Genomic DNA, 25,847 nt, shown 5'->3' on the forward strand with positions numbered 1-25,847 from the left:
GAGGAGTATGGCAGCCAGGATGAAGCACGCAGCGCTCGCCCTCGCGCTCTGGATGGGCGCCTTCGCAGGAGCATGTGGCTCCGCCACGCCGCCGCCCGAGACGGCGGCCGACAAGAACGACTTCGACGGGGAGACGCTCCCGAGCGAGGGCGACGCGACCGCCGACGCGAAGAGCGAAAAGCCCGCCAAGGCGGAGAAGACGGCGGAGGCCGACGAGGGCGAGAAGGACGCGGCGCCCGCCAAGTCGACGCCGATCCAGGCGACCAAGTTCGAGGCAGATCTGAAGAAGATCGGGATCAACCTCAAGAAGATCCCCGCGCTCGAGAAGCTCCCGACGGCGCAGAAGAAGAAGGTGATGCCGCTGCTCCAGAAGGCGCTCGGCTACGACACCTGCGAGGGCTGCCACGCCGAGGGCGACTTCAAGAAAGAGACGCGCGACATGAAGGTCGCCCGCGAGATGTGGCGCAACTTCGTGGTGCCCCTCCGCAGCGAGAGCGGCGGCACCCTCTTCTGCGACAGCTGTCACGCCGGGAACGAGCACGTCCTGAACCGCAAGGACAAGAAGGCCCTGCAGGCGTTCATGGAGGAGGAGTACCAAAACAAGCTCGCGCGGGCGAACAAGGAGGACATGGAGTGCGGCACCTGCCACGGCGATGCCATGGAAACCAAGATCATCGAGAAACTCTGGAACATCCCTAAATAACGGGAGTCGTCCGGTTGCCTTGAACCGCCGTCCTCCTCCTCCAGCAGCGGAATTCCTTGCGCTCCGGCGCGCCTAGCGCCCCGCGCCCGCCGCAAATTCGTTAAACTGCTTACATTTCAGGCACGATCGCCCTCCGGGCCAGCCCGCTCCGGAGCGCGCGCCGGTGCCGGCCTCCGGCCCGGCGCCGGCGCTCGGCCGCCTCATCATGACGACAGATCGCCATGATGGTGGGTCATGCCCCGTTTTCGTACTAGATAGGCGGCATGTGCGGTGTGTTCGGAATCTTTGGCCACCCCGAGGCGGCCAACATGACCTACCTCGGTTTGCACGCGCTCCAGCATCGAGGGCAGGAATCTGCGGGGATCGTCAGCAGCGACGGGGAGCGCCTCTACGGCCACCGCGCCATGGGGCGGGTGCAGTCCGGCTTCGCGCCGTCCGATCTCGCGTCGCTGCCCGGCGACCGCGCCATCGGCCACGTCCGCTACTCCACCGCGGGCGGCTCGCACCTGAAGAACGCGCAACCGCTCGGCGTCGACTACGCGCGCGGCTCGCTCGCGGTCGCGCACAACGGCAACCTCACGAACCACGAGACCCTGCGCGAGCAGCTGGAGGCGCGCGGCTCGATCTACCAGACCGCGAGCGACACCGAGTCGATCGTCCACCTCATCGCGATGAGCAAGAAGGACGACGTGCGCCAGCGCATCGCCGAGGCGCTGAAGCAGGTGGAGGGCGCCTACTCGCTGCTCTTCCTGACCGAGCGGGAGCTCATCGCCGTGCGCGACCCGCGCGCGATCCGGCCGCTCTGCCTCGGCGAGATGCCGAGCGGCAGCGGCGTCGCCCACGTGGTCGCCAGCGAGTCGACGGCGTTCGATCTGATCGGCGCGCGCAAGGTGCGCGACGTCGCGCCGGGCGAGATGGTGATCATCAACGCGGACGGGGTCCGCTCCGAGTTCCCCTTCGCGCCGGAGCCGCGCAAGCTCTGCATCTTCGAGCACGTCTACTTCGCCCGCCCCGACTCGACGATCCAGGGCGTGAGCGTCTACGAGGTCCGCAAGGCGTTCGGCCGGCGCCTGGCCATCGAGCAGCCGGTGGAGACGGGCGACGATCTGGTCGTGATCCCCGTGCCCGACTCGGGCGTGCCGGCGGCGATCGGCTTCGCCGACCGCGCGCGCGCCCCGTTCGAGATGGGGCTCATCCGCAGCCACTACGTCGGCCGCACGTTCATCGAGCCGCAGCAGTCGATCCGGCACTTCGGCGTCCGGCTCAAGCTCAACCCGAACCGGGCGGTGATCGAGGGCAAGCGGGTCGTCGTCGTCGACGACTCGATCGTCCGCGGGACGACGAGCCGCAAGATCGTCAAGATGATCCGCGACGCGGGCGCCCGCGAGGTGCACGTCCGCATCTCGAGCCCGCCCACGCGCTGGCCCTGCTACTACGGCGTCGACACGCCGACGCGATCGGAGCTCATCGCCTCGAGCCACTCCGTGGACGAGATCTGCAGCTACCTGACGGCCGACAGCGTCGGGTACCTGTCGCTGGAGGGCCTGGTCGAGGGCGTGCGATCGATCGAGGCGCGCGAGGGCGACCCCGCGGCCGCGCGGCCGTCGGCGGACAGCTACTGCCACGCGTGCTTCTCCGGCAGCTACCCGATCCCCTTCACGCCGGCCGCGCCGAGCCGGCAGCTCCGGATGGTGAGCGGTTGACGCTGCCCCGCCCCTTCGCCGAGGGTCCGCCGGCGACCGAGGGCTCGGCCGAGCGCCCGAGCGCGGGCGGCGCCGCGTCCGCGCCGCTCTTCGCGCGCGTCGCCGACGAGGTCTCGATCTACGAGGTGAGCCCGCGGGACGGCCTCCAGAACGAGGCGGCGATGATCCCGATCGAGGGCAAGCGGCGGCTCATCGCGGCGCTCGTCGCCGCCGGCCTCCGCCGGATCGAGATCACGAGCTTCGTCTCGCCGAAGTGGGTGCCGCAGCTCGCCGACGCCGAGGAGCTCGCGAGGACGATCGCGACCGAGCCGGGCGTGACCTTCAGCGCCCTGTGCCCGAACGCGCGCGGCCTCGAGCGGGCGCTCGCGGTGGGCCTTCGCGAGATCGCGGTCTTCCTGAGCGCGAGCGAGGCGCACAACCGCGCCAACGTCAACAAGTCGATCGACGACACGCTCTCGGTGTTCTCGGAGATCGTCCCGCCGGCGCGCGAGGCGGGCGTCGCCGTGCGCGCGTACGTCTCGACCGTGTGGGGCTGCCCGTACGAGGGCGACGTCGATCCCGCCCGCGTCGTGCGCATCGCGGAGCGGCTCATCGAGCTCGGGTGCTACCAGGTCTCGCTCGGCGACACGATCGGCGTCGGCACCCCGCGGCAGACCCACGACATCGTCCGCCGCTTCCTGGACGCGATGCCGCCCGAGCGGTTCGCGCTGCACCTGCACGACACGCGGGGCACGGCGCTCGCGAACATCCTGGTCGGCCTGGAGCTCGGCGTGCGCGACTTCGACGCGTCGGTGGCGGGCGTGGGCGGCTGTCCCTACGCGCCGGGCGCGGCCGGCAACATGGCGACGGAGGATCTCGTGTTCATGCTCCACGGGATGGGCGTCCGGACCGGCGTCGATCTCGACAAGATCATCGAGGCGGGCAACGTCGCCGAGCAGGTCATCGGCCGCCCGCTGCCGGGCAAGGTCCACCGCGCCGGCCCGTTCCGGCTGCGCCGCCTGCCGACCCGGGGCTGAGCGCGCCGCGGCGCTCAGCCCGAGGCCGAGCGCCGCGGCGCGCTCGGCCGCCGGGTCGTCAGTCGCCCGCCTTGCACTCGAGCCGGGTGAAGAAGACGTGGTGCTCGCCGCCCTCGCGATCGTCTCGGAAGAGGATGCCCACGTCTCCGTCCGGCCCGAACGTGGCGACCGGGCCGATGCTGTCGCGGCGCGCGAAGGTGAGCCGCTGCTCGTCGCTGATCGGCACGAGATCCGCGTTCACCGTGACCGCGTAGAGCTCGTAGCCGTCGTTCTGGTCGCGATCGTCCGAGTAGATCGCGAGCAGCCGATCGCCGAGCGGGCGCAGGAACGGGTACCGGGAGCGGAAGGGGCCCGGGTTCGAGATGGCCCTCGGCCGGATGAGGATCTCGCCGTCCTCCGAGACCGCGGCGGCGTAGATCGCCTTGGGGCTCGCCGATTTGTCGTACCACGCGATGACGTAGCGATCGCGGTTCCACACCACCGTCGGATAGACCGCGTCGGTGTCGCCGTTCGTCAGCGTCACGAGCGTCGAGCTCGGCCGGAGCTCGGCGTCGAACGTCTGGAACTGGATGAAATGCGTGACCGCGTCGCCCGCCGACCACGCGACGCCGATGCCGCTCCGGCCCGCCGCCACGGAGGGCGCCTCGTTGTCGAAGCCGCTGGATCCGTCGGTGAGCTGGACGTTGTCGCCTATCAGGTTGCCGTCGACGTCGATGCGCTGGGCGAACAGGTCGAAGGCGCCGTTGCGCTCGTCCTGCCAGACGGGGATGAACTCCGCGTCGTTCCACGCGAGCGACACGTTGACCGAGAAGCCGGGCGCGTTCGAGAGCCGCCGATCGCCGCCCTCGACCTTCTCGCCGTTCTCGTCGAGCAAGGAAAAGTACACCTCGTAGTCGCCGTCGCGCCGGTCCTGCCAGGCGGCGCCGTACCGATCGCCGACCCACACGATCGGCCCGCCGGAGGCGTCGCCGTTCTTCGGGGTGATGATCTCCTCGCCGGGCGCGAGCGGCTCCCCGCCGGCGCTGATCATCGAGCGGTACACGTTGAAGCCCCGCGCGGTGCCGGTGTAGAGCGCCGCGTACGACGTCCCGCTCCAGGACAGGCCGCCCGCGCCGGCCGGCGCGATGTCGCCCGAGATGCGGATCGCGTCCAGGTCGCGCGGCACGAAGCGCGCCCCGTTGTCGACCGTGCCGTCACAGTCGTTGTCGACCCCGTCGCAGATCTCCCTCCCGCCGGGGTGGGCCGCGGCGTTCGAGTCGTCGCAGTCGTCGCCGCACGCGAGCGGCTCGCCGGGGATCGTGCCGGGCAGCGGCGCGCGGAAACCGTCGCCGTCGAGATCGAGCGTCGACGGCCCGTAGCTGCACAGCCCGGTCGCGCTCTCGCAGGTGTCGCGGGTGCACGGATCGCCGTCGTCGCAGTCGACCGGCGTCAGGGAGACGCACGTCCCGCCGCGCCGGGGGGCGGCGCCGCCGGCCCCGCCCTCGGGCGAAGGCGCCGCGCCGCCCTCGGGCTGCCCCGCCTCGAACAGCTGGCAGATCACCGGGTTGCAGAGATCCTTGGCGCCGGGGCAGTCGGCGTCGACCTCGCACTCCGGCGCGGGCGGCGGGATGTTCAGCCCCGTCCGCGCCCCGCACCCCCCCGAGAGCGCGGCGCCGCCGGCGGCGACCCCGAGCAGGACCAGCGCGAGGGCCGTCCTCCGATGCGCGCGCGGACCCACGGAGCGCGTCGTCACAGGCATCCGCCCATCCCTTCCACGTCGATCGGCTCGCACACGAGCCCCGGAGCGCAGCTGTCGTCGCCGCTGAGCGCGCAGAGCTCCACGCACTGCGTGCCCGAGCCGGTCACGACACAGGCGAACCCGGCGCCGCACTGGCCGCCGCCGCTGCACGGATCGCCCTGTCCGCCGGGGCCGGCCGGCGCGCAGAAGGCGCCGTAGATCTCCTGCCCGCACGGCTCGCTCGGATACTGCACGTAGATGAAGCACCCCTCTCCGGGCGCGCAAAAGCCGCTCGACTGATCGTAGGGATCGCACGCGAAATCGGTGATCGGCGGCCCCATGTCGGGACAGCCGGGGTCCTCGTACTCCTCGAGCGGGTCCGGGCCCGCGTCGGCGCCGCCGCCCCCGACGCCCGGAACGGGGGGCGCGCCGGCCTGGCCGCCCCCGCCTTCCGCGGACGGATCGTCCACGATGACGGTTTGTCCGCAACCGACGGCGAGACCCAGACCAGGGAGCGGCACGCAGAGGAGTGTCAGGAAGAGCGAGGAGCAGCGTCGCATGGCGCCATGCTATCGATTCCACGCGCGCCTGCCATGCCTTTGGCAGCGCGGGCAGCGTCCTGACGCGGTCGCGAGAGGTGGATCGTTTCCCCCAGGCTGCAATCCCACTTGCCTGTTGGCCGGCGCTCTGATGTATCTCTCAACAATGCACAAACGCAACCTGCTCAGTATCGCGCTCCTCGCAGCTTCCCCTCTGACGCTCGCCCACCTCATGGCTTGCGGCGGTGACGACGCGGCCGGAGGAGGCGGGGCGAGCTCTTCCAGCACCACCTCGAGCAGCGCCGGCGAGGGCGGGGGCGGCGGCGAGGGCGGCGGCGGCGGCGAGGGCGGGGGCGGCGGCGAGGGCGGCGGCGGCGGCGAGGGCGGCGGCGGCGGCGGGGTCGTCGGCGAGCCCGCCGACCACCTGCTGATCTCGGAGGTCGTCGTCCGGCCAGGAGCGGCCGAGTTCGTCGAGATCTGGAACCCGACCGACGCGCCGGTCGACCTCACCAACTACTACCTTTCGGACAACGCCGTTTATTATGCCATCACCGAGGGGAAAGCCTGGGCCCCGGTCGGCAGCGCAGGGACGGACTTCCTCGTCCAGTTCCCTCCCGGAACCGTGATCGAGGCGGGGGCGCGCCTCGTGCTCGCGAGCGACGAGGCGTTCGAGCTCGAGTACAATCGGTGCGCCGACTTCGCGCTTGACGAGTCGCCCATCCCCTGCGGGGGCGACGACGTGCCGCCCATGATCGCGCCCACGAACGGCGCCCTCGGCGCGCAGGCCGGCGCGCTGCTCACCGACGGTGGGGAGATGGTGATCCTCTTCGAGTGGGACGGCACCGAGGGCAGCCCGCTCAAGGACGTGGACTACGTCATCTGGGGCGCGGAGCTGGGGAACTCGGCGATGGCGTACAAGACGGGGAAGACCGGCTATGCCGACGACACCTCGCGCAACAGCCAGCGACCGGCCGCGGCGCACGGCAGCGGGGAGAGCATCGTCCGATGTAACGATCGCGAGGTCGGCGAGCTCTTGACCGAGGGCAACGGCATCAGCGGGCACGACGAGACGAGCGAGTGGCTCGACGTCAGCTTCACCGTGTCGACCTCGCCCTCGCCCGGCGAGGAGAACGACTGCGAGTAGCCACCTCCCCTCCGGGCTCGGCCCCGCGCCGCGGCGCGGCGGGGGCGCGAGCTCGGCGCGGCGAGCGCCGGGGCGCGCTCACTGCCGGGTGATCGTCACCTTCTTGATGACCGGCGGGTTGACGGGGCGCTCGCCCTTGACCTCGACGCCGGCGAGCTTGTGGACGAGCTCCTCGGGCCCGCACTCGCCGAAGATGGTGTAGCCGTTGTCGAGGTGGAACGCCGGCGCGTCGGTGATGAAGAACTGCGCGGAGTTCGTGTTCTTGCCGCGGTTCGCCATGCACAGGAGGCCCGGGCGGTCGTGGCTGCCGTCCTCCCAGATCTCGTCGGGGATCACGTAGCCGGCCTCGCCGGTGCCGTTCTTCTTCGCGTCGCCGCCCTGGATCATGAATCCCTGGATGATGCGGTGGAAGATCGTCCCGTCGTAGGCGGGCTTCTTCTCCCATTTGCCCTCGGGCGTCTTCCAGGGCCTGATCCCGCGCGCCAGGCCGACGAAGTTGGCGACCGTGATCGGCGCCTTGTCGTCGAACAGCTTGCAGGACAGCGTGCCGAGGTCGGTCTCGATCGACGCGGTCAGCGCCTTGCCCGGCGGGAGTCCCTTGGTCGCGTCCTCGAGCGTCCACTTGCCCTTCACCGGGTCGTCCTCGCTGGGCTTGACCTCGGCGACCGGCTTCGCCGAGACCTTGCGCCGCTGCGGCGGGGGGCGCTCCTTCTCGGTCTTCTCCGTCTTGCTGCCGGCCGCCCCCGTCGACGCCGGCGTCGTCGTCGCCTTCGTCTTCGGCGACTCTTCGGCCGTGGGCTCCGGGGTCTTCGAACATCCGGCGAGGACCGCCAGCGCGGCGAGCGCGGCGACGGGCTGCATGGCGAGGGTTCGAGCGATCATCGGGGGACGGTTTCGCGCGTCGCGGTCCAGCGGTCAAGGGCGAGCCTCGCCGTGGTAGGAAGCGGCATGAGCTCGCGCTGCGCCCTCGCGACCCGTCCGTTCTCGCTCGCCTCGCTCGCCTCGCTCGCCCCGCTCGCGCCCGCCCTGGGCGCGCTGATGCTCGCGGCCGCCCTCGGCGCGTGCGAGCGCCGCGTCGACGAGCCGCTCCAGGTCGCGCCCCGCGGCGAGGTGGCGGCGCCCCGCTCGGCCGAGGCGCCGCCCGCCGTCGCCGAGGCGCCGCCCGCCGTCGCCGAGGCGACGGCCGCGGGCCGCTGCATCGAGCCGACCCCGGACGCGCCGGAGCGGCCGACCCCGAAGGCCGGCCCGGATCCGGCGTGCCCCGAGGACCCGACCGGCCCGTTCCAGCTCGCGACCGGCAAGGTGATCTTCCTCGACGCCCAGGCGCCCGACGTCCTCGTCGAGATCGCGCGGAAGGAGAGGGAGCGCGCCCGCGGGCTCATGTACCGGAAGAGCATGGCGGAGAACCGCGGGATGATCTTCGTCTTCCAGCAGCGGACCCAACACTCGTTCTGGATGCACAACACCTGCATCCCGCTCGACATGCTGTTCATCGACGGCGATGGAACGATCGTCGGTATCGAGGAGAACACCCCGACGCTCAACGACTCGACCTTCGACGTCGGCTGCCCCTCGACGTACGTCCTCGAGCTGAACGCCGGCTGGGCGCGGCGCCACGGCGTCCGCGCGGGCCAGAAGGTCCGGCTCGAGGGGATCTGACGCTCGCCCGCGCGGGGGGCGGGGCGGCGTCGCCTCGGCCGGCGCGCGCGCGGCGCTACATCCCCGGGAACAGGCCGAGCTGGCGCGGGGGCGCCGGCGGGCCGAGCGCCGAGCGCGCCGCGCCGGGCGGCGGGGCCGGCGGCGCGGCGTCGAGGACGAGCGGCCCCCGCGGCGGCGCGGCGAGCAGGCGCGCGCGCTTGCCGAGGAGCGCGTCGCGGGCGGCGTCGAGGGCGAGATCCGGGCGGTTGTTGACCTCGGACAGGTGCATCAGCGCGACCGTGTGCGTGCCGCCGGGCAGCGCCGCGAGCAGCGCGCACGCCTGCGCGTTCGACAGGTGGCCCCGCGCCGAGCGGATCCTGCGCTTGAGGTGCTGCGGGTACGGGCCGGCCTCGAGCATGTCGGCGTCGTAGTTCGACTCGAGCAGCAGCACGTCGCAGCCGGCGACGTGCTCGAGGAGCCCCGGCGGGACCTCCCCGAGGTCCGTCACGAGCGCGGCGCGCCGCGCCCCGTCGTCGACGACGAGCGCGACCTGCGCCGCGTCGTGCGGCAGCGGCCTCGGCGAGAGGGTGAGCGCGCCGATCGCGAACGGCTCGCGCGGCGAGAAGCTCCGGACGCGCTCCGGGTCGCCGAGCTCCGCGGCGCGGGCGGTCGCCTCCGAGGCGTAGATCGGGATCTTGTGCTTCTTGTTGTACTTGGCGGCCACGCCGACGTGGTCGGCGTGCGCGTGCGTGATCACGATCGCGTCGGGGGCCCAGCCGAGCGGGCCGCCCGCGCCCGCCGCGGAGAGGCATTGCTCCAGCACCCGGGGCCCGACGCCCGCGTCCACGAGGACCCGCGTGCCCCGGGAAGAGAACAGGGTGGCGTTGCCTCCGCTCCCGCTCGCGACGATGGTGATCTTCATACCGGGCTCCGCGGAACGGGAACGACGACGGACGGCTCCTGTGACCCGTAGCGCAGCCGAGGGCCTGGCCGCAAGCGCGCTGAGCCGCGCGAAGCGCTCGCGAGCGCGCTGGAACGACGCTAGAGGGATCCCACGTCGTGGTGCCCACCTCCCGCCCCTCCCCTGACACCCCCGCGGAGGCGCCGCTCGCCGCGCCGCGTGCCCCCGGCGACGGCGTCGCGCCCGCCGCCCCCGGCGACGGCGCCGCGCCCGCCGCCCCCGGCGTCGCGCCGCGCGGAAGGCGGCGCCGCCGCGCCCTGATCGCGGCGCTCGTCGCCATCGCCGCCGTGGCGGCGGCCGTCGCCGCGCTCCTCGTGCTCGGTCCGCCCGCGCTCCGCCGGCACATCGTCGCCGAGGCCCGCGCGCGCGGCGTCGCGCTGGATCCGGGCGCGATCGACGTCGGCCTCGGCGCGGTCCGCCTGCGCGACGCGCGCTTCTCCCTGCTCGGGGTGCGCGGGCTCTCGGGCACGGTGGCGCGCACCACGATCGCGCTGCGCGGGCTCTCGCCCGCCGGGATCGCGGCGGATGGGGTCGAGCTCACCGTCGCGGGGATCGACGCCCTGGAGGGCCTGCCAGCGTGGGTCGCGCAGCACGGCCCGCGCGCGGCGTCGCTGCCGCTCACCACGGGCCGCGTCCGCCTCGGCCTGCGGGATCGCGACGGGGGGCCGGAGGTGCTCGCGCTGGCTGACGCCTCGCTCGTGCGGCGCTCGGCCGGCTCGGTCCAGGGCGCCGCGGCGCCGCCGCCGGGCGCGCCGGGGCTGGAGGCCGGCGTCCTGAAGCAGGCGCGCGTGCTTGTCGCCGGCAAGGAGGTGGCGCGCACCGACGTCGCCTGGTCGATCGGCGCGGCCTCCATCTCCCTCGGCTTCGGCGGCGAGGACGCCGCCGCCGCGCCGCTCCGGGCCGAGCTCCGGCCGCGGCCCTCGCCGAGCGCCTCGATCGAGCTCGCGCCGACGCAGCTCGCCGCCGTGGGCGCGCTCCTCGGCGTGGACGTCGGCGCCTCGACGATGGTGGTCTCCGGCACGTTCGAGCTGCGGCTCGCGGCCGGGGCGGACCGGACGGCCCTGTCCGAGGCGCCGCTCGAGGGTCCGATCGCGCTCACGGTGAAGGGCTTCACCCTGCCTCATCCCAGGGAGCTCGACGGGCTCCTCTTCGGCGACACCACCACCGTCACGGCGGACGCGCACATCTCGGGCGACCGCCGGCGCATCGCGCTGAACGGGGTGGAGGTCGCCGCCGGCGCGCTGAAGCTCAAGGGCACGGGGACGATCCAGCGCGACGGCGCGGACGCCTCGATCGGGATGGATCTATCCGGATCCATCCCGTGCTCGCTGCTGGCCGGCTCCGCTGCGATGGCGCACCTGACCGGCGCCGTGGGCCTGCTCGCGCGCGATCTGGTGAGCCGCACGCTCGCGGGCTCGGTGGCGGTCCAGGTGCGCGTCGACGCCCGCGCGAGCCGACTGACCGCCGCGCGGGTCAATCCGAGCGCGATCCTCCGCTGCAAGCTCCGGCTGTAGCGCGGAAGCGGAGATCGAGGCGCACGGCGGCCGGAAGCCGGGAAAGAGCACCGCCGAGGCGCCAAGTACGCCAAGAGGAGAATTTTTCAATTCGGAGTCTCCCGGGGCCGTGGGCCAGGGCGGTTCTCTTCATGTACGCCTGAGCGCCGCGCGCGGGCGTCGCCGCCCCCGGCGGGTGGCTCCGTCCGGGCACGGCGAGGGGCGATGAAGGAGGAAGGCGAAGGACGAAGGTCGGTGTCGAGGACGATCTGGCGCGACGGACCACGGCGGAGAGCGCGCGAAGCGCGGCGCCCGCGCTCGACGAGAGAGCGCAGCTCTGGCACCCTGATCGGCGAGGAGCCGGCCATGCGCGCTCGATCTCTCGCCGTTCGGCTCGCCTCGCGCCTCGGGCTCGTCTCACTCCTCAGCGCTTCCTGCACCGGCGGCCTCGGCTCCGGCGACGACGACGCCTCGGGCGGCGGGGGGGCGGCAGCGACGTCCTCGTCCTCGTCGACCTCGATGGAGCTCGCCGGCAGCGGCGGCGCTGGAGGAAGCGGCGGCGCCGGGGCGGGCGGCGCCGGAGAAGGCGGCGCGGGCGGAGGCAGCGGCGGAGTCGACGGACAGGACTTCCCGCTCGACACGCCGCCCGAAGGGCCGTGCCCGCCCGACATGGTGGAGATCGAGGGATACTGCATCGATCGCTTCGAGGCGCCGAACACCGAGGGCGCCCTGCCGCTCGTGATGGAGAGCGCCGTCTCGGCGAACGCCTGGTGCCAGGAGCGCGGCAAACGCCTCTGCACCGAGGACGAGTGGGACACGGCGTGCCAGGGCCCGGAGGCGCTCGTCTATCCTTACGGGAACACCCACGAAGCCGAGCGCTGCAACGACGGCAAGACGTGGATTGCGCCCGACGAGGGGGCGCTCAACACCTGGCCTTCCGACGCGGCGCTCGCCGAGGTCCAGGCGCTGTACCAGGCCGAGCCGAGCGGCTCGCGGCCGGGGTGCGTGAGCGCGTTCGGCGTCTACGACATGACAGGAAACGTCGAGGAGTGGGTGGTGCGCACCAAGTACCACGTCAACGAGTATCCCCATGTCCTCAAGGGCTGTTACTGGTCCGGCTGCTTCGGCGGCGCGAAGCCGCGGTGCGGCTCCACGAACCCGGCGCACGCGGACGGGTTCCGCTTCTACGAGACCAGCTTCCGGTGCTGCCGCGACGCGCAGTGACGGGGTGACGGGCCCACCGTCGCCGCCCCGGCCGGCGCCGCGGCGGCCTCGCTCGCGAAGGTCCGCTGCGCCGCGAGCGAGGCCGCGCGCCCGAGGCCCGGCGGCAGGCGCCCCGGACGAACCGCTTCCCCTCGGTCGCGCCGCAGGCTAGGGCACCGGGACACGGTGCTGACCCTGCCGAGAGAGCCCCGCCCCAGCCTCGACCTCATGCGGGACGCCATCGCGGCGTTCTCGGCCAAGGGCCGCGAGCGCGCGCGCCCGGACGATCTCGACGCGCGCGACCCGGCGTTCATCGCCCGCGTGCTCCCGCTGCTCGGCTTGCTCTACGACGACTACTTCCGCTGCGAGACCGAGCTCGAAGCGGAGCTGCCCGACGGCCCCTTCCTCGCGGTCAGCAACCACAACGCGATGACGGGAATGCCGGATATGTACTGCCACATGACGGCGTTCTGGCGCCTTTATGGGCCCTCGCGCCTGTCCTACGGGCTGATGCACGATCTCCCGTTCAACGTCCCGAAGGCCGGCCCCTGGCTCAACGCTTGCGGGGCCATTGCCGCGAGCCCGGAGAACGCGCGGCGGGCGCTCGCCCGGGGCGCGGCGGTCCTCGTCTTCCCCGGCGGCGATCTCGACGCCTGCAAGCCCACGTCGGCGCAGTACACGATCCGCTTCGGCCGGCGCCGCGGCTTCGTCCGGCTCGCCATCCGCGAGGGCGTGCCCATCGTGCCGATCGTGAGCGCGGGCGCGCACCAGTCGCTCTACATCGCCACGGACGGGCGCAAGGTGGCCGAGTGGCTCCGCCTCCCCCAGCTCGCGCGCTCGAACGTCGCGCCGCTCGGCCTCGCGCTGCCGTGGGGGTTCATCGTCGGCGTCCCGATCCCCCATGTGCCCCTGCCGGTGAAGATCCACACGCGCGTGCTCCGCCCGCTGCACCTCGGCCTCCCGCGCGAGGCCGCGGACGACCCGGACGAGGTCGAGCGCGCGTTCGCGCGGGTCGTCGCGCGGATGCAGGCGGGGCTCGACGAGCTCCGGACGGCCGGCAGGCACGGCCTCTTCCCGCGCGGTTGACAAGGTCACCGCGGCAGCATGGCAGCGCGGTGGCGCCCGAGAGCGCCCATGACGCCAGCGGGCAGCGCCCTGCCGCGGCGAAACCTGCCCGTGCATGACAAAGGGCGCTGGGGCTCGCGCGGCTCTCGGAAAACCGAGTCCGTTCATGTAGGCTTGAGCGCCAGCCGTGACCCCCGACCGCACCGCGCAGCTCCTCGCACCGGTGGCCCAGCCCGGAGAGCTCATCGCGGCCAAGTACCGCGTCGAGCGGGTCGTGGCCATCGGCGGGATGGGCGTCGTGCTCGCGGCGCGCAACGAGGATCTCGACCAGCAGGTCGCCATCAAGATCCTGCGCCAGGACGCCCTCACCAACCAGGAGGCGGTCGCGCGCTTCCTGCGCGAGGCGCGCACCGCGGCCCGCCTGCAAGGCGAGCACGTCGCGCGCGTGTTCGACGTCGGCACCACGGAGAGCGGCGTGCCCTTCATGGTGATGGAGTTCCTGAGCGGGCTCGATCTCCAGCAGGTCATCGAGACCCACGGCCCGCTGTCCATCCAGGACGCGGTCGACTATGTATTGCAGGCGCTGGAGGCGGTGGCCGAGGCGCACGCCGCCGGCGTCGTGCACCGGGACATCAAGCCATCGAATCTGTTCCTCGCCGAGCACCCGGACGGGACACGGCACATCAAGGTCCTCGATTTCGGCATCTCGAAGGGGCAAGGGCTCGACTCGCCGGCGGAGCCGGGGCTCACGTCGACGAAGCAGGTGATGGGCTCGCCCGGGTACATGTCGCCCGAGCAGATGATGGCCCCGAGGACGGTCGACGGGCGCGCCGACGTGTGGTCGTTCGGCGTGCTGCTGTACACGCTGGTGACGGGCGAGCCGCCGTTCCAGGGCGAGACGGTCGCCGCGGTGATGGCGAACATCCTCCACCAGCCGGTGCCGCGGCTGCGCGACAAGCGCAGCGACGCGCCCGCCACGCTGGAGCGGATCGTCGCGCGCTGCCTGGAGCGCGACGTGAGCGCCCGCTACGCCAACGTCGGCAAGCTCGCGCAGGCGCTCGAGCCGCTCGGGTCGAGCTTCGCGAAGCTCTCGACCTCGCGCATCCAGAGCGCGATCGGCGCGGCGTCGCCGGCCGGGCAGACGCTGCTCAACTCGAGGGCGGCCGAGGACAGCGACCGGCTGTCCGGCGCCTCGTGGACGCACACGGGCTTCCGCCGCCGGTCGCGGCGCAGGCTGCTCATGGCCGCCGGCGTGGCCGCGCTGCTCGCCGGCGTGGCCGGCGCGGGCGTGTGGCTCGTCGGGAGCGTGCGCGTGACCGCGGAGGCGCCGAGCTCCGCCGCGGCGAGCGAGCCCGACCGCCCCGGCGGCGTCGAGCGCGTCCCCGGCACGGCCGCCGCGGCGCCAGGCGCGCCCGCGGCATCGCCAGGCGCGCCCGCGGCATCGCCGGGAGCGCCGGCCGCGGCGAGCGCTGCGCCCTCGAGCGCGCCGGCCGCGGCGAGCGCTGCGCCCCCGAGCCCTGCGCCGAGCGCGGCCCCCGCGGGCAGCGCTGCGACCGGCGCGCGACCGAAGACGACCGCGTCGGGAGCGCCGCTCAGGCCGGGCCCCCTGCCCCGGCCGCCGGTGTCGACCAGCGAGGACGAAATGCTGAGGAGCCGCCATTGAGATCGTTTCGAGCGCGACACGCGGGCGCATGGCTCGCACTGCTCTCCGGGATGAGCCTGACCTCGCCGCTCCGGGCGCAGCCGACGGCGGCGGACAAGGCGCTCGCCGAGGGGCTGTTCCAGGACGGTAAGAAGCTCATGGACGAGGGCAGGCTGACGGAGGCGTGCCCCAAGCTCGCCGAGAGCCAACGGGTGGATCCCACGGTCGGGACGCTGCTGAACCTGGCGGTGTGCCACGAGAAGGAGGGCAAGACCGCCAGCGCGTGGGCCGAGTTCAAGGAGGCGTCCGCGCTCGCGGCGACCGCCGGGCAGCAGGATCGCTCCCAGTTCGCGGCCAGGCGCGCGGCCGAGCTCGAAGCTCGGCTGACGCGCCTCGTCCTGGAGGTCGCGGAGGCGGCGCCGGGGATGTCGATCACGCTGAACGGCAAGGAGCTGAGCGCCGCTGCGGCGACGGGCTCGGGCATCCCCGTGGATCCGGGCACGGCGACGATCGAGGCCAACGCGCCGGGCAAGCAGCCGTGGTCGCAGCAGGTGACGCTCGATCCCGGCCCCAGCGCGCCGCGGGTGGTCATCCCGCCGCTCGCGGACGCCGCCGCTCAGCGGCCGGCGCAGGCCGCTCCCGCTGCCCCGCCGGCGCCGGCCGTCCGGCCGGGGGCCGCGAGGCCCGAGGCGACCGGCAGCCCGGTGCGCACGCTCGGCTTCGTCGCCGGCGGGGTCGGGCTCGCCGGGCTCGGCGTGGGCGCGGTGTTCGGGATCATGGCGATCCAGAAGGCCGGGGACGTCGAGGCGGGCTGCGGCGGCAATTTCGGCTGCAGCCGCGCGGACGTCGAGGCGAACGAGAGCGCCCGGGCGACGGCGATGGTCTCGAACATCGCCGTCGGCGCGGGGCTCCTGTGCCTCGGGGCCGGCGCCGCGATGGTGCTGCTGTCGCGGTCGCCGGAGGAGCCCGTCGCGGGCGAGCGCGTCTGGCTCTCGCCGACCGTCGCCTCGGACGGGGGGCGCGTGACGCTCGGAGGGCGGTGGTGATGCGCGGGTCGAAGCGCTCTGCCGCGACGCTCGCGCTCGCCGCGCTCGCGCCGGGCCTCCACGGATGCGCGGAGATCGCGGGGATCGAGGATCGCCAGGTGATCCCGCTGATCGTGATCGCCGAGGACCAGGGGGAGCCTCGGGGCATCGCGCTCGACGAGGAGGCGATCTACTGGACCAGCGCGACCGCCGACGGGAGCCGGGGCGGCGCGCTCCGGCGGCAGATCAAGGACGAGCGGGAGGTCATCGACCTGCTCGCGCCCTCCAGCGAGGTGCCCGACGTCATCGCGCTGGACGCGACGCACATCTACTGGTCGAGCACCGACGCGGCGTTCACCGGGGACTGCGACAGCACCAAGCATCAGCGCGACAAGCTGCGGAAGCTGCCGAAAGCCGCGACGTTTCCGGCGGCTCTCGACGAGCCGCTGTGGGGCAGCTGCGGCGCCGCGGAGGCGATCGCGCTGAGCGCCGACAACGTCTACAGCGCTCGCCCGAACGGCAGCCGCATCACCTGGATCCCCAAGGCCGGCGGCACGCGAAAGGATCTGTTCGTGGGCGACGAGCCCGCCGGGGTCGCGACCGACGGCGCCCTCGTCTACTGGACCGATCGCGCCGACAACACGCTCTCCGTCGACAACACGAGCGACGCCGACGATGCGGAGCAGCTCCGCAGCGACCTCGTGGAGCCGGGCCTGCTCGTGCTGGACGAGGCCAATCTCTACTGGCTCACCCAGGACGGCGTGATGCGATACCCGCGGATCACCTCGGAGGGAGACGCCCCATCGCCCCTCCTCAAAGGCCTGTCGGGCCCCCCGACCGGCATCGCCGCGCACGGGGACTACCTCTACGTGACCGTCAGGACGGCGGGGGACGTGTACCGGATTCGCAAGGACGGGACCGCCGAGCCGGAGATCATCGCGCCGGGTCAGGGCGGCCCGACGGGCATCGCCGTGGACGGGTCAGGCGTCTACTGGACGAACACCGACGCCGGGCAGATCGTCAGGTTCAACGACGAGTGATCCGCGGCGCCAGCGGCCGCGCAGCGCGGACCGCTCGGCGTCCCGGGATCAATCGATCTGCAGGTGGTAGTGGGGCGGCCGCGACTCCTCGAGCGCGAACACGCCCCCGACCTCGTCGAGCCCCTCTCGGAACGCGCGCTTCTCGGCCGGCGTCATGTCCCGGTTCCGGATGTCGACCGCGCCCTCCCTGAGGTGCGCCGAGATGAACACGCCGCGGTCGATCTGGGCGCGGATCACCCGCTCGAGGGCCGCGATCACGGCCTCGCGGGGCTCGTCGGTCGACAGCCCCTCCTCGTACGCGCTCTTGATCTCGCGCGCCGCCGCCTTGTCCTTGTAGAGGCCGAGGACGTCGGCGCCGTGCCGGAAGAGATCGTGCATCGCCTCGGCCTGCCGCGCGGGATCGCGCGTGCCGCTCGTGACCACGAGCTCCTTTCCGGTCCGCCGATGGTAAGCGGAGGCGATCTCCGCGACCTTCTGCTCCACGGCGGGCGCCAGATCGACGCCGGGCAGGACCACGTAGCGGCGCTCCTCGTCGGCCTCGGCCGACGTCACGCCCCGCCGCGGCCGGGCGGGCGCGGGCGGCTCGTCGTCGGAGCGCTCGGCGTCGGACGGGTCGTCCTCCGTGCTCTCCGGGACCTGCAGCGACAGCACCCTGGCCGCGGGGCCGTCGGGCACCCAGAAGTCGAGCTCCCCGTGGTCGCCGGGAGCGCGGGCGGCCGCGGGCGAGCGCCGCGGCCCGGCGGCGTCGGGCTCCCGGGCGACGCGGGAGACGCAGCCTCCCGCAGCAGCGAGCGCGAGGACGAGGACGGCGGCGCGGCGGGCGCGCCAGAGCAAGGCCAGGTGCGAGCGCAACATGCGAGCCACGGGCGCCTCCTACGTCGTGATCGTGAACGAGGCGCGCGCGAGCTCCTTGCCCGCCGCGTCGTTGACCGTCACCGACCAGAGCCCCGCCGCGCGCGCCTTCCGCGTGGCCGCCCAGGTGCGAAAGCGCCGCTCTGCGCCGACCGCCAGCGGGATGCGCAGCGGCGCGCTCCCGCCGGGCGGCGTGAAGACGACGGTGATCTCCGAGGCGGCCCGGTCCTTGTTCGAGAGCTCGACGAACGCGTAGAGGCGCTCGATCTCCGCGCTCGCGAACGACGTCGCCGGCTCGATCGGCTCGCGACCGGCGATGCCCTTCGCGACGACGAGCCGCATCACCTGGAGCTCGGGCGCCGCGGCAGCCCCTTCGCCAGCGCCGCCGTCCTGCGCCCCGGGCCCCGCGGCGCGCGCCTCGAGGGCCGACCCCGACCTGCGGCGCCGCTCCCGCGCCGGGCCGCGGGCCGCGATCGCCGCGTCGCGGCGGTCTGCGTCGCTCCGGCCCTCCGCGGCAGCGCCGTCCGCGGCCGACCGCGCCTCGGCGTCCTCCGCGGCTCCGCTCGCCTGCCCGTCGCCCGGCCGCCCGTGGGCCGCGCGGCTCAGCGCGGGAGGCTCTTCCCGGGTGATCCGCGCGATCGCCTCGCTCGCGTCGCTGCAACCGAGCGCCCCCCCGCCGAAAGCGGCGACGGCGAGCGTCAAGACCATGGTTTTCCGCGTCGTTCCCCGGGTATGCACACCGACGAGGTGCCACGATTCAGCGGAGCGGGCGAAAAAACGGCGACGCAGCGGCCTGAGGCCCCGTCGCCCTCGCCGGGCTCACCGCGCTGGGCTCACGAAGAGCCGCCGGCGCGGAGCGGATGCGGGGCTCGGGCGAAACGCCGCCAGCGCGGCGGCTCAAAGCCCCCTCAAAAACGACAACGCACCGCGTTACAACGACGTGGTCTGCTCGCGCTCCACGAGGGGAGCACGGCCACGAGGGCGCGCGCGTCGAGGCGCCCGGTGTCAGCGCTTCGGACGGGACCAGCGCGGACTGTTGGCCACTTCACCCTCCTGGGTGGGCCCGAAGCTCGCGATCGCGCTGTCTTCGATCATCAGGATGAGCAGGCCTCCGCTCGCGCCTCGTGCCGTCGTCGCCCGGGATCCCTGGCTTGTCTCCCGTGACGAGTGGTCCGAGCCTTCCGCTGCGATCTGCTTCATCTCCAACTCCTTCAACACTTCAGTCCGGCTGTTATCGCCCCGGCTGGCTGGCCAGCTGTACTTCCGTACACCGCGTCTGGGGCGAAAAACCGACCTAGGCGCGAGTGCGCCAATGTTTGCAGAATAGTCACGGCTTCGAGCGAAAATCATCAGGAAAGAACTTGCCCGATGATTTCTGTCCGGCACAGCCTGGGCGTTGGCGTTGACATTGCGCGCTTCTGCCCGCGCGTGCAAGCGCGCGAGCGCTTCAGCGGCGGCCGAAGCCGGGGAGCTGCCGGGCTCTGGCCACCACCTCGTCGCAGTCGATGCAGCGCATGAGCCCGTCGACCAGCTCCATGCTGCCGAGGCTACCGCACTCCGGACAGCGGTTCGCGAGCTGGTGCTTGCTCTCCTCGCAGAGCCGGTTCTGCTCCGCCTCGGCCTCCGCCTCGGCGCGGAAGATCTCGGCCGGCGTGCGAGCGTCGCGCTTTCGGTCAGCATCCATGGCGCGCAACGTATCACGCTCGCCGAGCGCCCCGCGAGGGCCGCGCGGCCCGGCGCGGCCCTCGCGCGGCCGCGCGGCCGCCGGCCGGACGGCTAACGCACCGACTCGAGCAAGCTCCGGAAGCCCGAGCGCGCCGACTGCACCGTGTCGTCCGGGCCGACCATCCTGAAGAACCAGTTGCCGCGATCGGGCGTCCTCACCGCCGCGCCGAGGAGCCGGTAGCCGTCCTTCACCATCTCCACGGGCGCGCGCCTGCGGGCGCCCCCCTGGGGCCCGAGCGGGATCTTGTAGGTGCCGGCCACCTCGACCAGCTCGACCCGCATGCCGCGGACCTCGAACGACTCCCGCCGGGCCTTCGCCCCGACGTCGCCGTCGAACTGCGCGAACCACTCCCGGAAGTTCGCCTCGACGTCCCCCTTGCTCCCCAGGCCGAACGACAGGACCTGCACCTCGACGTCGTCCTTGTCGTCCGCCGCCCTCGGCACCTTGTAGAGCGCCTTGCGCGGGCCGGCGCGCGGCGCCTCGAGCGCGGCCCAGCTCCCCGGGGCGTCCCACGCGAGGGGCGCGGCGACCGGCGCGCCGGAGGCGGCCGGCGGCGGCTCCGGCTCCGCCGCGGTCCGCGAGCAGGCCGAGACCGCGAGCGAGAGGATCGCGGCTCGGGCGACCGATGCCCGACGTGGGTGCATGGAGGCCAGTTCTACCACCGGACACGAAATCGGGTGTAAGCCCTTGGTACCGCTCGCACGTAGAAGAGACGCTCCGGCCAGGGAGAGGAGACGGCGCGCATGGACCAGATCGGCGAGTACCTCGTTCGACGCCTCGTCGGCGAGGGGGGGATGGGCAAGGTCTATGAGGGCGAAGAGCGCCTGTCGCGCCGGCGCGTCGCGCTGAAGGTGCTCCGCCCGGAGCTCGCCCGGAGCGAGCAGGGGCGGCGGCTCTTCCTGAACGAGATGCAGATCCTCGCGCACCTCGAGCACCCGAACATCGTCCGGAGCCTCGCCAGCATCGAGGCCTCCGGCGAGCTCGTGATGGTGCTCGAGTACCTGGACGGCCAGACGCTGCGCTCCCTCCTCGGCGCCGCCGGCCGCCTCCCCTGGCCGGAAGCGGTGCGGATCACGGCCAGCGTGGCGAGCGCCCTCGCGGCGGCCCACGGGCAGCAGCCGCCCGTGATCCACCGCGATCTCAAGCCCGAGAACATCATGGTGCAGAAGGACGGCGCCGTGAAGGTGATGGATTTCGGCATCGCCAAGGTCGTCGAGGCGATGAACCAGACGAACACGCAGAGCGTCGGGACCCTGCAGTACATGAGCCCGGAGCAGATCGACGCGCGATCCATCGATCACCGCTCGGATCTCTACTGTCTCGGGCTCATCCTGTACGAGGCGCTCTCCGGGCGCCCGCCGTTCCAGTCGGCCTCGCCGCGGGAGCTGCTCAACCTGCAGTGTACGGCAGAGCCCCCGCCGCTCGACGACGACGTGCGGAGCGGGCTGCCCCGCGGCGTCGAGCAGCTGCTCTTCCAGCTGCTCGAGAAGGCGCCCGAGGATCGGCCGTACCTCGCGCAGGACGTCGTGGATCGGCTGGAGCCGTTCCAGACCGCCGCGGCCGCGCCGCGCGGGGCGGCGAGCGGCGAGCGCGCCGCCGGCAGCCGGGATCGCGCGAGCGCGCCGCAGCGGACCGGCGACCACGGCCGCGCGAGCGCGCCGCAGCGGACCGATGACCACGGCCGCGCGAGCGCGCCGCAACGGACCGGCGACCACGGCCGCGCGAGCGCGCCGCAGCGGCCTGACGACAACGGCCGCGCGAGCGCGCCGGGAGCAGCGCGCGTCACCGGTGGAGCGGGCGCGCCGCGCGCCGACACCATCGCGCTCGTCGAGCAGATCGACCGGAGACGCGACGTCCCGGCCGGGCTCGCGATCGCCATCATCGTGGCGCTTTCGGCGCTCGCGGGCCTCGGGACCTACGCGCTGCGCTCGAGGGGCGGCGCGCCGGAGCCGCCCGCCAGCGCCGCGACGCCGGCGCCGCCTCCGGGGGCGCGGTGAGGCGCGCGTCGCCGGAGCAGGCGGGCTACGCGGAAGGCGCGCCCCTCCCGGCCGTGGGCTCCGCGGCGCGCTCGCGCTGCGGCGCGGCGGAGGAGCTGTGGCGGCTCGGCGAGGCGGACCAGGGCGGCCCGGCAGGGCCCGAGCGCGAGGCCGTCGCGGCGCGCCTCCTCGCGCTCGGCGGCGCGGGCGTCGGCGGCTTCGTCGACGGCGGCATCGACGCGCCGGCCGAGGGCGGGCCCGCCGCGGGCCCGGGCGGCGCGCGCGTCTGGCTCGTGCGGAGGCTCGCGGGCGCCCCGCTCGCGGATCGGATGCGCGCGCGGCGCGGTCCCTTTCCGTTCCAGGAGGCGCTCCGGTTCACCCTCCCGATCGCCCGCGCGCTCGCCGCCTGCGAGCGGGCCAGCCTGTTCCCAGGCCCGCTCTCGCCCGACGCGGTCCTCGTCGACGACGCAGGCCAGGTGACGCTGCCCGCGAGCGCGCTCGTCGCGGCGCTGGTCGGGGCCCCGGCGCGCGGCGGCGCCGGCTCCTCGCCCCGCGCCGAGGGCGCGCGGGTATCCTCGGAGATCCCGCCGCTCTGGACGCCGCCGGCGCAGGCCGACGGCGCGATCTGGGACAGCGCCGCGAACCGGTACGCGCTCGGGCTCGCGCTCTACCGCCTGCTCGCGGGAGAGCACCCGTTCGCGGGCGCGGGCCTGCGGCACGCGCTCGGCGAGGCTGCTCGCAGAGAGCCCCCGCCGTTCGTCGAGAGCGTCGCGACGGCGCTGCCCCCGGGCCTGCAGGGCCACGTCCTGCGGCTGCTCCATCCGGATCCGGCGCAGCGGCCGCCGCGCGCCGAGGCGATCGCGGACGCGCTGAGCGCGTTCCTCGAGGGCGATCCGCCGGCGCGGCCGGCGCAGGTCGCCCGGACCTCGCGCCGCGCCGGCGCGGCGGCGCAGACGAGCTCCGGCGCATCGGCGCAGACGAGCTCCGGCGCGCCGGCGCGCGCGCCGCGGGGCGAGGCGACCGCCCGCCGCGCGCCGCCTGGGCCAGACAGCGCCGCGGCGCGGCTGTGGCGGCTCGCGCCGCTCGGCGCCGGCGCGCTGGCCGCGTCGGCCGCGCTCGCGATCGCGCGGGGCGCGCCCGAGCCGGCCGCGCCGCGGGCCGTCGCCGTGGCGCCGGTCGCGCCGCTCGCGCAGGCGCAGACGGCGGCGGAGGACTGCGCGGCGTGCCACGGCCGCCAGGCCTCGGAGTGGCGCCGCTCGGTGATGGCGCACTCGGTGAAGAGCCCGCTCTTCAACGCGCTCGAGAGCCTCATCGAGGAGCAGGTCGGGCGCGACGCCGACTGCCCGAACGGCGCGGGCATCCTGCGCAAGGTCGATCCCGCGCGCGCCTGCCGCGACCGGCAGAGCGGCGTCGTGGTGACCGGCTCGGGCGGCGAGCACTGGTGCGTGAACTGCCACAGCCCGGCCGAGAACCTCGACGCCGCCGTGCCCGCGTGGGATGGCCGCCCCGGCGGCGATCCCCGCGCGCGCCTGCCCGTGCGCGACCTGCTCACCCGCCGCGGTCTCGAGGGGATCTCCTGCGGCTTCTGCCACCAGGTGCACGGCCCGGTCGGCCCGCGCGGGCGCCCCGGGTACCAGGGCAACGCGACATGGACGTCCTTCACGACCGGCGCCGTCTTCGCCGCGCGCCCCGAGGACGCGCGCGGCCTGTTCGGGATCGCGAACAGCGGCTACGACCTCCGCCCCGAGGAGCTCTTGCTGCCCGCCGGCCGGCGCGCGGACCTCCGCGCCGGATCCTCGCCGGCGCGGCCGGCCGTCGGCGACGACCCCGTCGTGCACGGCCGGCCGTCGGCGAGCGCCAGCGCGTACCTGCGCTCCAGCGAGTTCTGCGGGGCCTGCCACGATGTGCGCCTCTTCGGCACCGACAGCCTCGCGGCGGCGCGGGGCGAGCATTTCAAGCGGCTGCGCAACGCCTACACCGAGTGGGCGGACTGGGCGAGGTCCGAGGAGCGCGCGGGCCGCGCCGCGGCGAGCTGCCAGGACTGCCACATGAGCACGTACCCGGGCGTCTGCGAGGCGGCCCCGGCGGGCGCCGCGCAGGCGGCGGCGCCGGATCCCGAGTGCCCGCCCGGCACGCGCTTCGCCCCACGCCCGCCGGGGGCGCGGCCGCGGGGCCGGATCGCGGCGCACTCCACCGCCCCGGCGGACGTCGCGACCCACTACTTCTCCGGCGTGGACGTGCCGCTGTCGGACGAGTTCCCGGAGGCGCTCATCGATGAGCCGTCGCTCGACGCGCACGGCATCCCCACGAGCGCCCGCCGCCGCCGCGATCTGCTGCTGCGCCACACCTTCCGCTTCGAGCTCGGCGCCGCGCGGCGCGCCGGCGCGGCTGGCGGTCGCGTCGAGATCCCGATCGAGATCGAGAACGTCGGCGCCGGGCACAAGGTGCCGGCAGGCTTCAGCCAGGAGCGCGAGATCTGGGTTCACCTCGCGGTCAGGGACGCAGATCGGCGGGTGATCTACGAGGTCGGCCGCGTCGACCGCGCGGATGAGGACCTGAAAGACAAGGTGTTCACCCGGGTGACCACCCACCCGGACGCGAACAACCCTCTTGGGCCGTCGGGCGCCCAAGGAGGGTTGTTCGGGGCAGACGTGCGCGACGGGCCGGACGTCCCCCTCTGGGCGCCGCCCCCGCGGCTCGGCGGCACCTCGTTCCGTGGGCGAGGGCTCATCAATTTCCAGAACGGGTTTCTGCGCTGCGTCCGCTGCATCGGTGTCGTGGCCGCGGACGGCAGCTGCCAGCCCGGGCCCGGCCAGGGGCTGCACCACGCCGACCGGTACGCGGACGGGGACTACGATCCGGACACCGGCGCGTGCCGCTCGAACCTCGCGGGGCAGAACGCCTTTCTGGAGACCTATTTCCCCGTCGGCGCGCTCGACGCGAGCCGCGGAGTCGTGAAGGGCCCGGACGCGATCATCGATACGCGCTCCGCGCCGCCCGGCGTGCCGATCCTGTACACGTACGAGCTCCCGGCCGGCGCGCTCCGCGGCCCGCTCCGGGCCGAGGCGAGGCTGCTCTTCCGGGCGTTTCCGCCCTTCCTGATCCGCGCCTTCGCCGCGTACGAGCGCGAGCAGGCGCGGCGCGGCCTCAGGCCGACCGGCCCGCTGGTCACCGAGTCGATGCTCGCCCGCCTCGAGGTCGTCGAGCTCGCGCGGGCCGAGATCGAGATCCCCTGAGCCGAGGCGACCGCGATGGAGCCACCCGCGACGCAGGCCTCTCGGCGCACCGGCGAACAAAAAGGGGCGAGCCCCCACCCCGGCCCGCGGGGTAAGGGCTTCGCTGGTCAGGAGCTGAAAGGCTCAGCTCGAGGTGATCGTGAAGAGCGGCCCCGGCGATCAGGGAGGGGGCGGGGGCGGCTCGGTCGACATCGGCTCGGGCAGCTTGAACAGCCGGCCGATCCGGAAGGGCCGCGTCGAGGGGGAGTAGTAGCTCGTCGACGACGGCGTGACGCTCCACGTGTAGCCGAGCAGGCCGTTCGTGATCGAGTCGGTGTACACGCGCATGGTGCCCGTCCCGGCGCCGGCCGCCATGTAACCGCCGGTGCACTCTCCTTGCCACCGGCTGTCCGCGTACTTGCTGTCCGGGTCGAAGCACCCGTGCGGCGAGCTGGTCGAGTCCACGATCGGAACGGCGTACTGCTTCGTCCCGGAGTAGCGCGGCATGACCTGCGGGACGAGCTCCTGGGCCGGTCCCGCGATGATGACCGTGTGACCGGCGTAGGTGGAGGTGGCGTCGATGACGAGGACATCGCCTTTCTGGATGTCGACCGCCTTGTTGACGCGGCGGAAGTAGTTCTCGGGCTCCCGCGCGGCCCCGCCGAGCACCGGGCTCTCGTTGATGAGGTCGAAGAGCTCGGCGGACGAGGGGCGAGACTTCACCCACAGGTACCTGATATCGTCGTCCGAGTACCCCATCGCCTTCTTCAGCGACAGCACGAAGAAGCACGCGCCCTTGGTCCTGCCGGTCCAGGGGCTGATCTGGACGTCCTCCCCATCGATCTTGACGACCTCGGGGTCATCCCAGGTCATGTAGCACTTCTCGTCCCCGACGGTCGCGTCGTTGGTGACGGCGTTGTCGATGAAATCGAGGGCCCAGTCCGTGTGGTCCTTGGCGCTCGCGGGCGCCGAACCCAGCATGAGGAAGGACGCGGCAGCCAGCGATGCAACAGCCAAACTCGTCGTGCGCCTGTTCATACTTCTACCTCGTTGATGTGAATGACCTTGCATGTGCACTCTGGAACAGATGCTAGTCATTTCATGCTGAACCATCAAAACAACCCTGGCGCCGAACATGCCGAGTCTAGCAGGATGGATATTCTCTATGATCGGGTTAGGTGTCAAGGCT

Annotated in this window: 23 protein-coding genes; 13 read left to right on the forward strand and 10 right to left on the reverse strand. The window is 73.6% G+C overall.

What is annotated here, in order from left to right; translation table 11 throughout:
- The first annotated feature begins 19 nt into the window (after positions 1-19).
- From WMF20_RS25365 to WMF20_RS25375, 3 genes are all read left to right on the forward strand, one after another.
- Positions 20-703, forward strand: coding sequence for a hypothetical protein (locus tag WMF20_RS25365; RefSeq protein WP_437604531.1), 684 nt, complete (start codon positions 20-22; stop codon positions 701-703).
- A 263-nt stretch (positions 704-966) separates the two neighbouring features.
- On the forward strand, positions 967-2,406 hold the full coding sequence (gene purF / locus WMF20_RS25370; RefSeq protein ID WP_129576827.1) for an amidophosphoribosyltransferase: 1,440 nt from the start codon (positions 967-969) through the stop codon (positions 2,404-2,406).
- Entirely contained in the window at positions 2,403-3,422 is a 1,020-nt protein-coding gene (locus WMF20_RS25375; RefSeq protein ID WP_437604532.1) for a hydroxymethylglutaryl-CoA lyase, read from the forward strand. Before purF ends, WMF20_RS25375 begins: the two co-directional genes overlap by 4 nt.
- 58 nt (positions 3,423-3,480) lie before the next feature.
- Here WMF20_RS25375 and WMF20_RS25380 read toward each other — a convergent pair whose 3' ends face one another.
- Positions 3,481-5,160 carry a MopE-related protein gene (locus WMF20_RS25380; protein WP_437604533.1) on the reverse strand — a complete coding sequence of 560 codons (1,680 nt, stop codon included), beginning with the start codon at positions 5,158-5,160 and terminating at the stop codon, positions 3,481-3,483.
- Entirely contained in the window at positions 5,151-5,699 is a 549-nt protein-coding gene (locus WMF20_RS25385) for a hypothetical protein (RefSeq protein WP_129576830.1), read from the reverse strand. Before WMF20_RS25385 ends, WMF20_RS25380 begins: the two co-directional genes overlap by 10 nt.
- 145 nt (positions 5,700-5,844) lie before the next feature.
- Between WMF20_RS25385 and WMF20_RS25390 the strand changes: the two genes are divergently transcribed.
- Positions 5,845-6,822: a lamin tail domain-containing protein gene (locus WMF20_RS25390; protein WP_437604534.1), complete on the forward strand. Its 978-nt coding sequence runs from the start codon at positions 5,845-5,847 to the stop codon at positions 6,820-6,822.
- A gap of 78 nt (positions 6,823-6,900) precedes the next feature.
- Here the strand turns inward: WMF20_RS25390 and WMF20_RS25395 are convergent, their stop codons facing one another.
- Entirely contained in the window at positions 6,901-7,704 is an 804-nt protein-coding gene (locus WMF20_RS25395) for a peptidylprolyl isomerase (RefSeq protein WP_437604535.1), read from the reverse strand.
- A gap of 66 nt (positions 7,705-7,770) precedes the next feature.
- Here WMF20_RS25395 and WMF20_RS25400 point away from each other — a divergent pair, with 66 nt between their 5' ends.
- A complete protein-coding gene (locus WMF20_RS25400) occupies positions 7,771-8,481 on the forward strand; it encodes a DUF192 domain-containing protein (RefSeq protein WP_437604536.1) in 711 nt (236 codons plus the stop codon).
- Between the two features lie 55 nt (positions 8,482-8,536).
- Here WMF20_RS25400 and WMF20_RS25405 read toward each other — a convergent pair whose 3' ends face one another.
- Positions 8,537-9,382, reverse strand: a complete 846-nt coding sequence (locus WMF20_RS25405; RefSeq protein WP_129576832.1) for an MBL fold metallo-hydrolase — start codon at positions 9,380-9,382, stop codon at positions 8,537-8,539.
- Between the two features lie 137 nt (positions 9,383-9,519).
- Between WMF20_RS25405 and WMF20_RS25410 the strand changes: the two genes are divergently transcribed.
- From WMF20_RS25410 to WMF20_RS25435, 6 genes are all read left to right on the forward strand, one after another.
- Positions 9,520-10,935 carry a hypothetical protein gene (locus WMF20_RS25410; protein WP_437604537.1) on the forward strand — a complete coding sequence of 472 codons (1,416 nt, stop codon included), beginning with the start codon at positions 9,520-9,522 and terminating at the stop codon, positions 10,933-10,935.
- A gap of 345 nt (positions 10,936-11,280) precedes the next feature.
- Entirely contained in the window at positions 11,281-12,138 is an 858-nt protein-coding gene (locus WMF20_RS25415) for a formylglycine-generating enzyme family protein (RefSeq protein WP_437604538.1), read from the forward strand.
- 207 nt (positions 12,139-12,345) lie between these two features.
- Positions 12,346-13,203 (forward strand): 1-acyl-sn-glycerol-3-phosphate acyltransferase, encoded by an 858-nt coding sequence (locus tag WMF20_RS25420; protein ID WP_437604539.1) that lies wholly within the window; start codon positions 12,346-12,348, stop codon positions 13,201-13,203.
- 166 nt (positions 13,204-13,369) lie between these two features.
- Positions 13,370-14,845 carry a serine/threonine-protein kinase gene (locus tag WMF20_RS25425; RefSeq protein ID WP_437604540.1) on the forward strand — a complete coding sequence of 492 codons (1,476 nt, stop codon included), beginning with the start codon at positions 13,370-13,372 and terminating at the stop codon, positions 14,843-14,845.
- 50 nt (positions 14,846-14,895) lie between these two features.
- Positions 14,896-15,870, forward strand: coding sequence for a hypothetical protein (locus WMF20_RS25430; protein WP_437604542.1), 975 nt, complete (start codon positions 14,896-14,898; stop codon positions 15,868-15,870).
- Positions 15,870-16,889, forward strand: coding sequence for a hypothetical protein (locus WMF20_RS25435; protein WP_165374191.1), 1,020 nt, complete (start codon positions 15,870-15,872; stop codon positions 16,887-16,889). The genes WMF20_RS25430 and WMF20_RS25435 overlap by 1 nt, the downstream gene beginning before the upstream one ends.
- 48 nt (positions 16,890-16,937) lie before the next feature.
- On the opposite strand, the gene WMF20_RS25440 is transcribed toward WMF20_RS25435, so the two are convergent.
- The 5 genes from WMF20_RS25440 to WMF20_RS25460 form a co-directional block, all read right to left on the reverse strand.
- On the reverse strand, positions 16,938-17,744 hold the full coding sequence (locus tag WMF20_RS25440; RefSeq protein ID WP_437617166.1) for a hypothetical protein: 807 nt from the start codon (positions 17,742-17,744) through the stop codon (positions 16,938-16,940).
- Positions 17,745-17,762: 18 nt separating this feature from the next.
- The gene (locus WMF20_RS25445; protein ID WP_437604544.1) at positions 17,763-18,449 is read right to left on the reverse strand and encodes a DUF2914 domain-containing protein; all 687 of its coding nucleotides are present in this window, start codon (positions 18,447-18,449) and stop codon (positions 17,763-17,765) included.
- Between the two features lie 297 nt (positions 18,450-18,746).
- A complete protein-coding gene (locus WMF20_RS25450; protein WP_129576837.1) occupies positions 18,747-18,941 on the reverse strand; it encodes a hypothetical protein in 195 nt (64 codons plus the stop codon).
- A gap of 247 nt (positions 18,942-19,188) precedes the next feature.
- On the reverse strand, positions 19,189-19,425 hold the full coding sequence (locus WMF20_RS25455) for a hypothetical protein (protein WP_020737154.1): 237 nt from the start codon (positions 19,423-19,425) through the stop codon (positions 19,189-19,191).
- Between the two features lie 92 nt (positions 19,426-19,517).
- The gene (locus tag WMF20_RS25460; protein ID WP_437604546.1) at positions 19,518-20,111 is read right to left on the reverse strand and encodes a hypothetical protein; all 594 of its coding nucleotides are present in this window, start codon (positions 20,109-20,111) and stop codon (positions 19,518-19,520) included.
- Positions 20,112-20,210: 99 nt separating this feature from the next.
- Between WMF20_RS25460 and WMF20_RS25465 the strand changes: the two genes are divergently transcribed.
- Positions 20,211-21,464 (forward strand): serine/threonine protein kinase, encoded by a 1,254-nt coding sequence (locus WMF20_RS25465; protein ID WP_437604547.1) that lies wholly within the window; start codon positions 20,211-20,213, stop codon positions 21,462-21,464.
- Complete coding sequence (locus tag WMF20_RS25470) at positions 21,461-24,679, forward strand: serine/threonine protein kinase (RefSeq protein WP_437604548.1); 3,219 nt, start codon at positions 21,461-21,463, stop codon at positions 24,677-24,679. The genes WMF20_RS25465 and WMF20_RS25470 overlap by 4 nt, the downstream gene beginning before the upstream one ends.
- Positions 24,680-24,838: 159 nt before the next feature.
- On the opposite strand, the gene WMF20_RS25475 is transcribed toward WMF20_RS25470, so the two are convergent.
- Positions 24,839-25,639: a hypothetical protein gene (locus WMF20_RS25475; protein WP_437604549.1), complete on the reverse strand. Its 801-nt coding sequence runs from the start codon at positions 25,637-25,639 to the stop codon at positions 24,839-24,841.
- Positions 25,640-25,847 lie beyond the last annotated feature (208 nt).

The organism is Sorangium sp. So ce834 (assembly GCF_051521425.1).
Lineage (GTDB): Bacteria > Myxococcota_A > Polyangia > Polyangiales > Polyangiaceae > Sorangium > Sorangium cellulosum_D.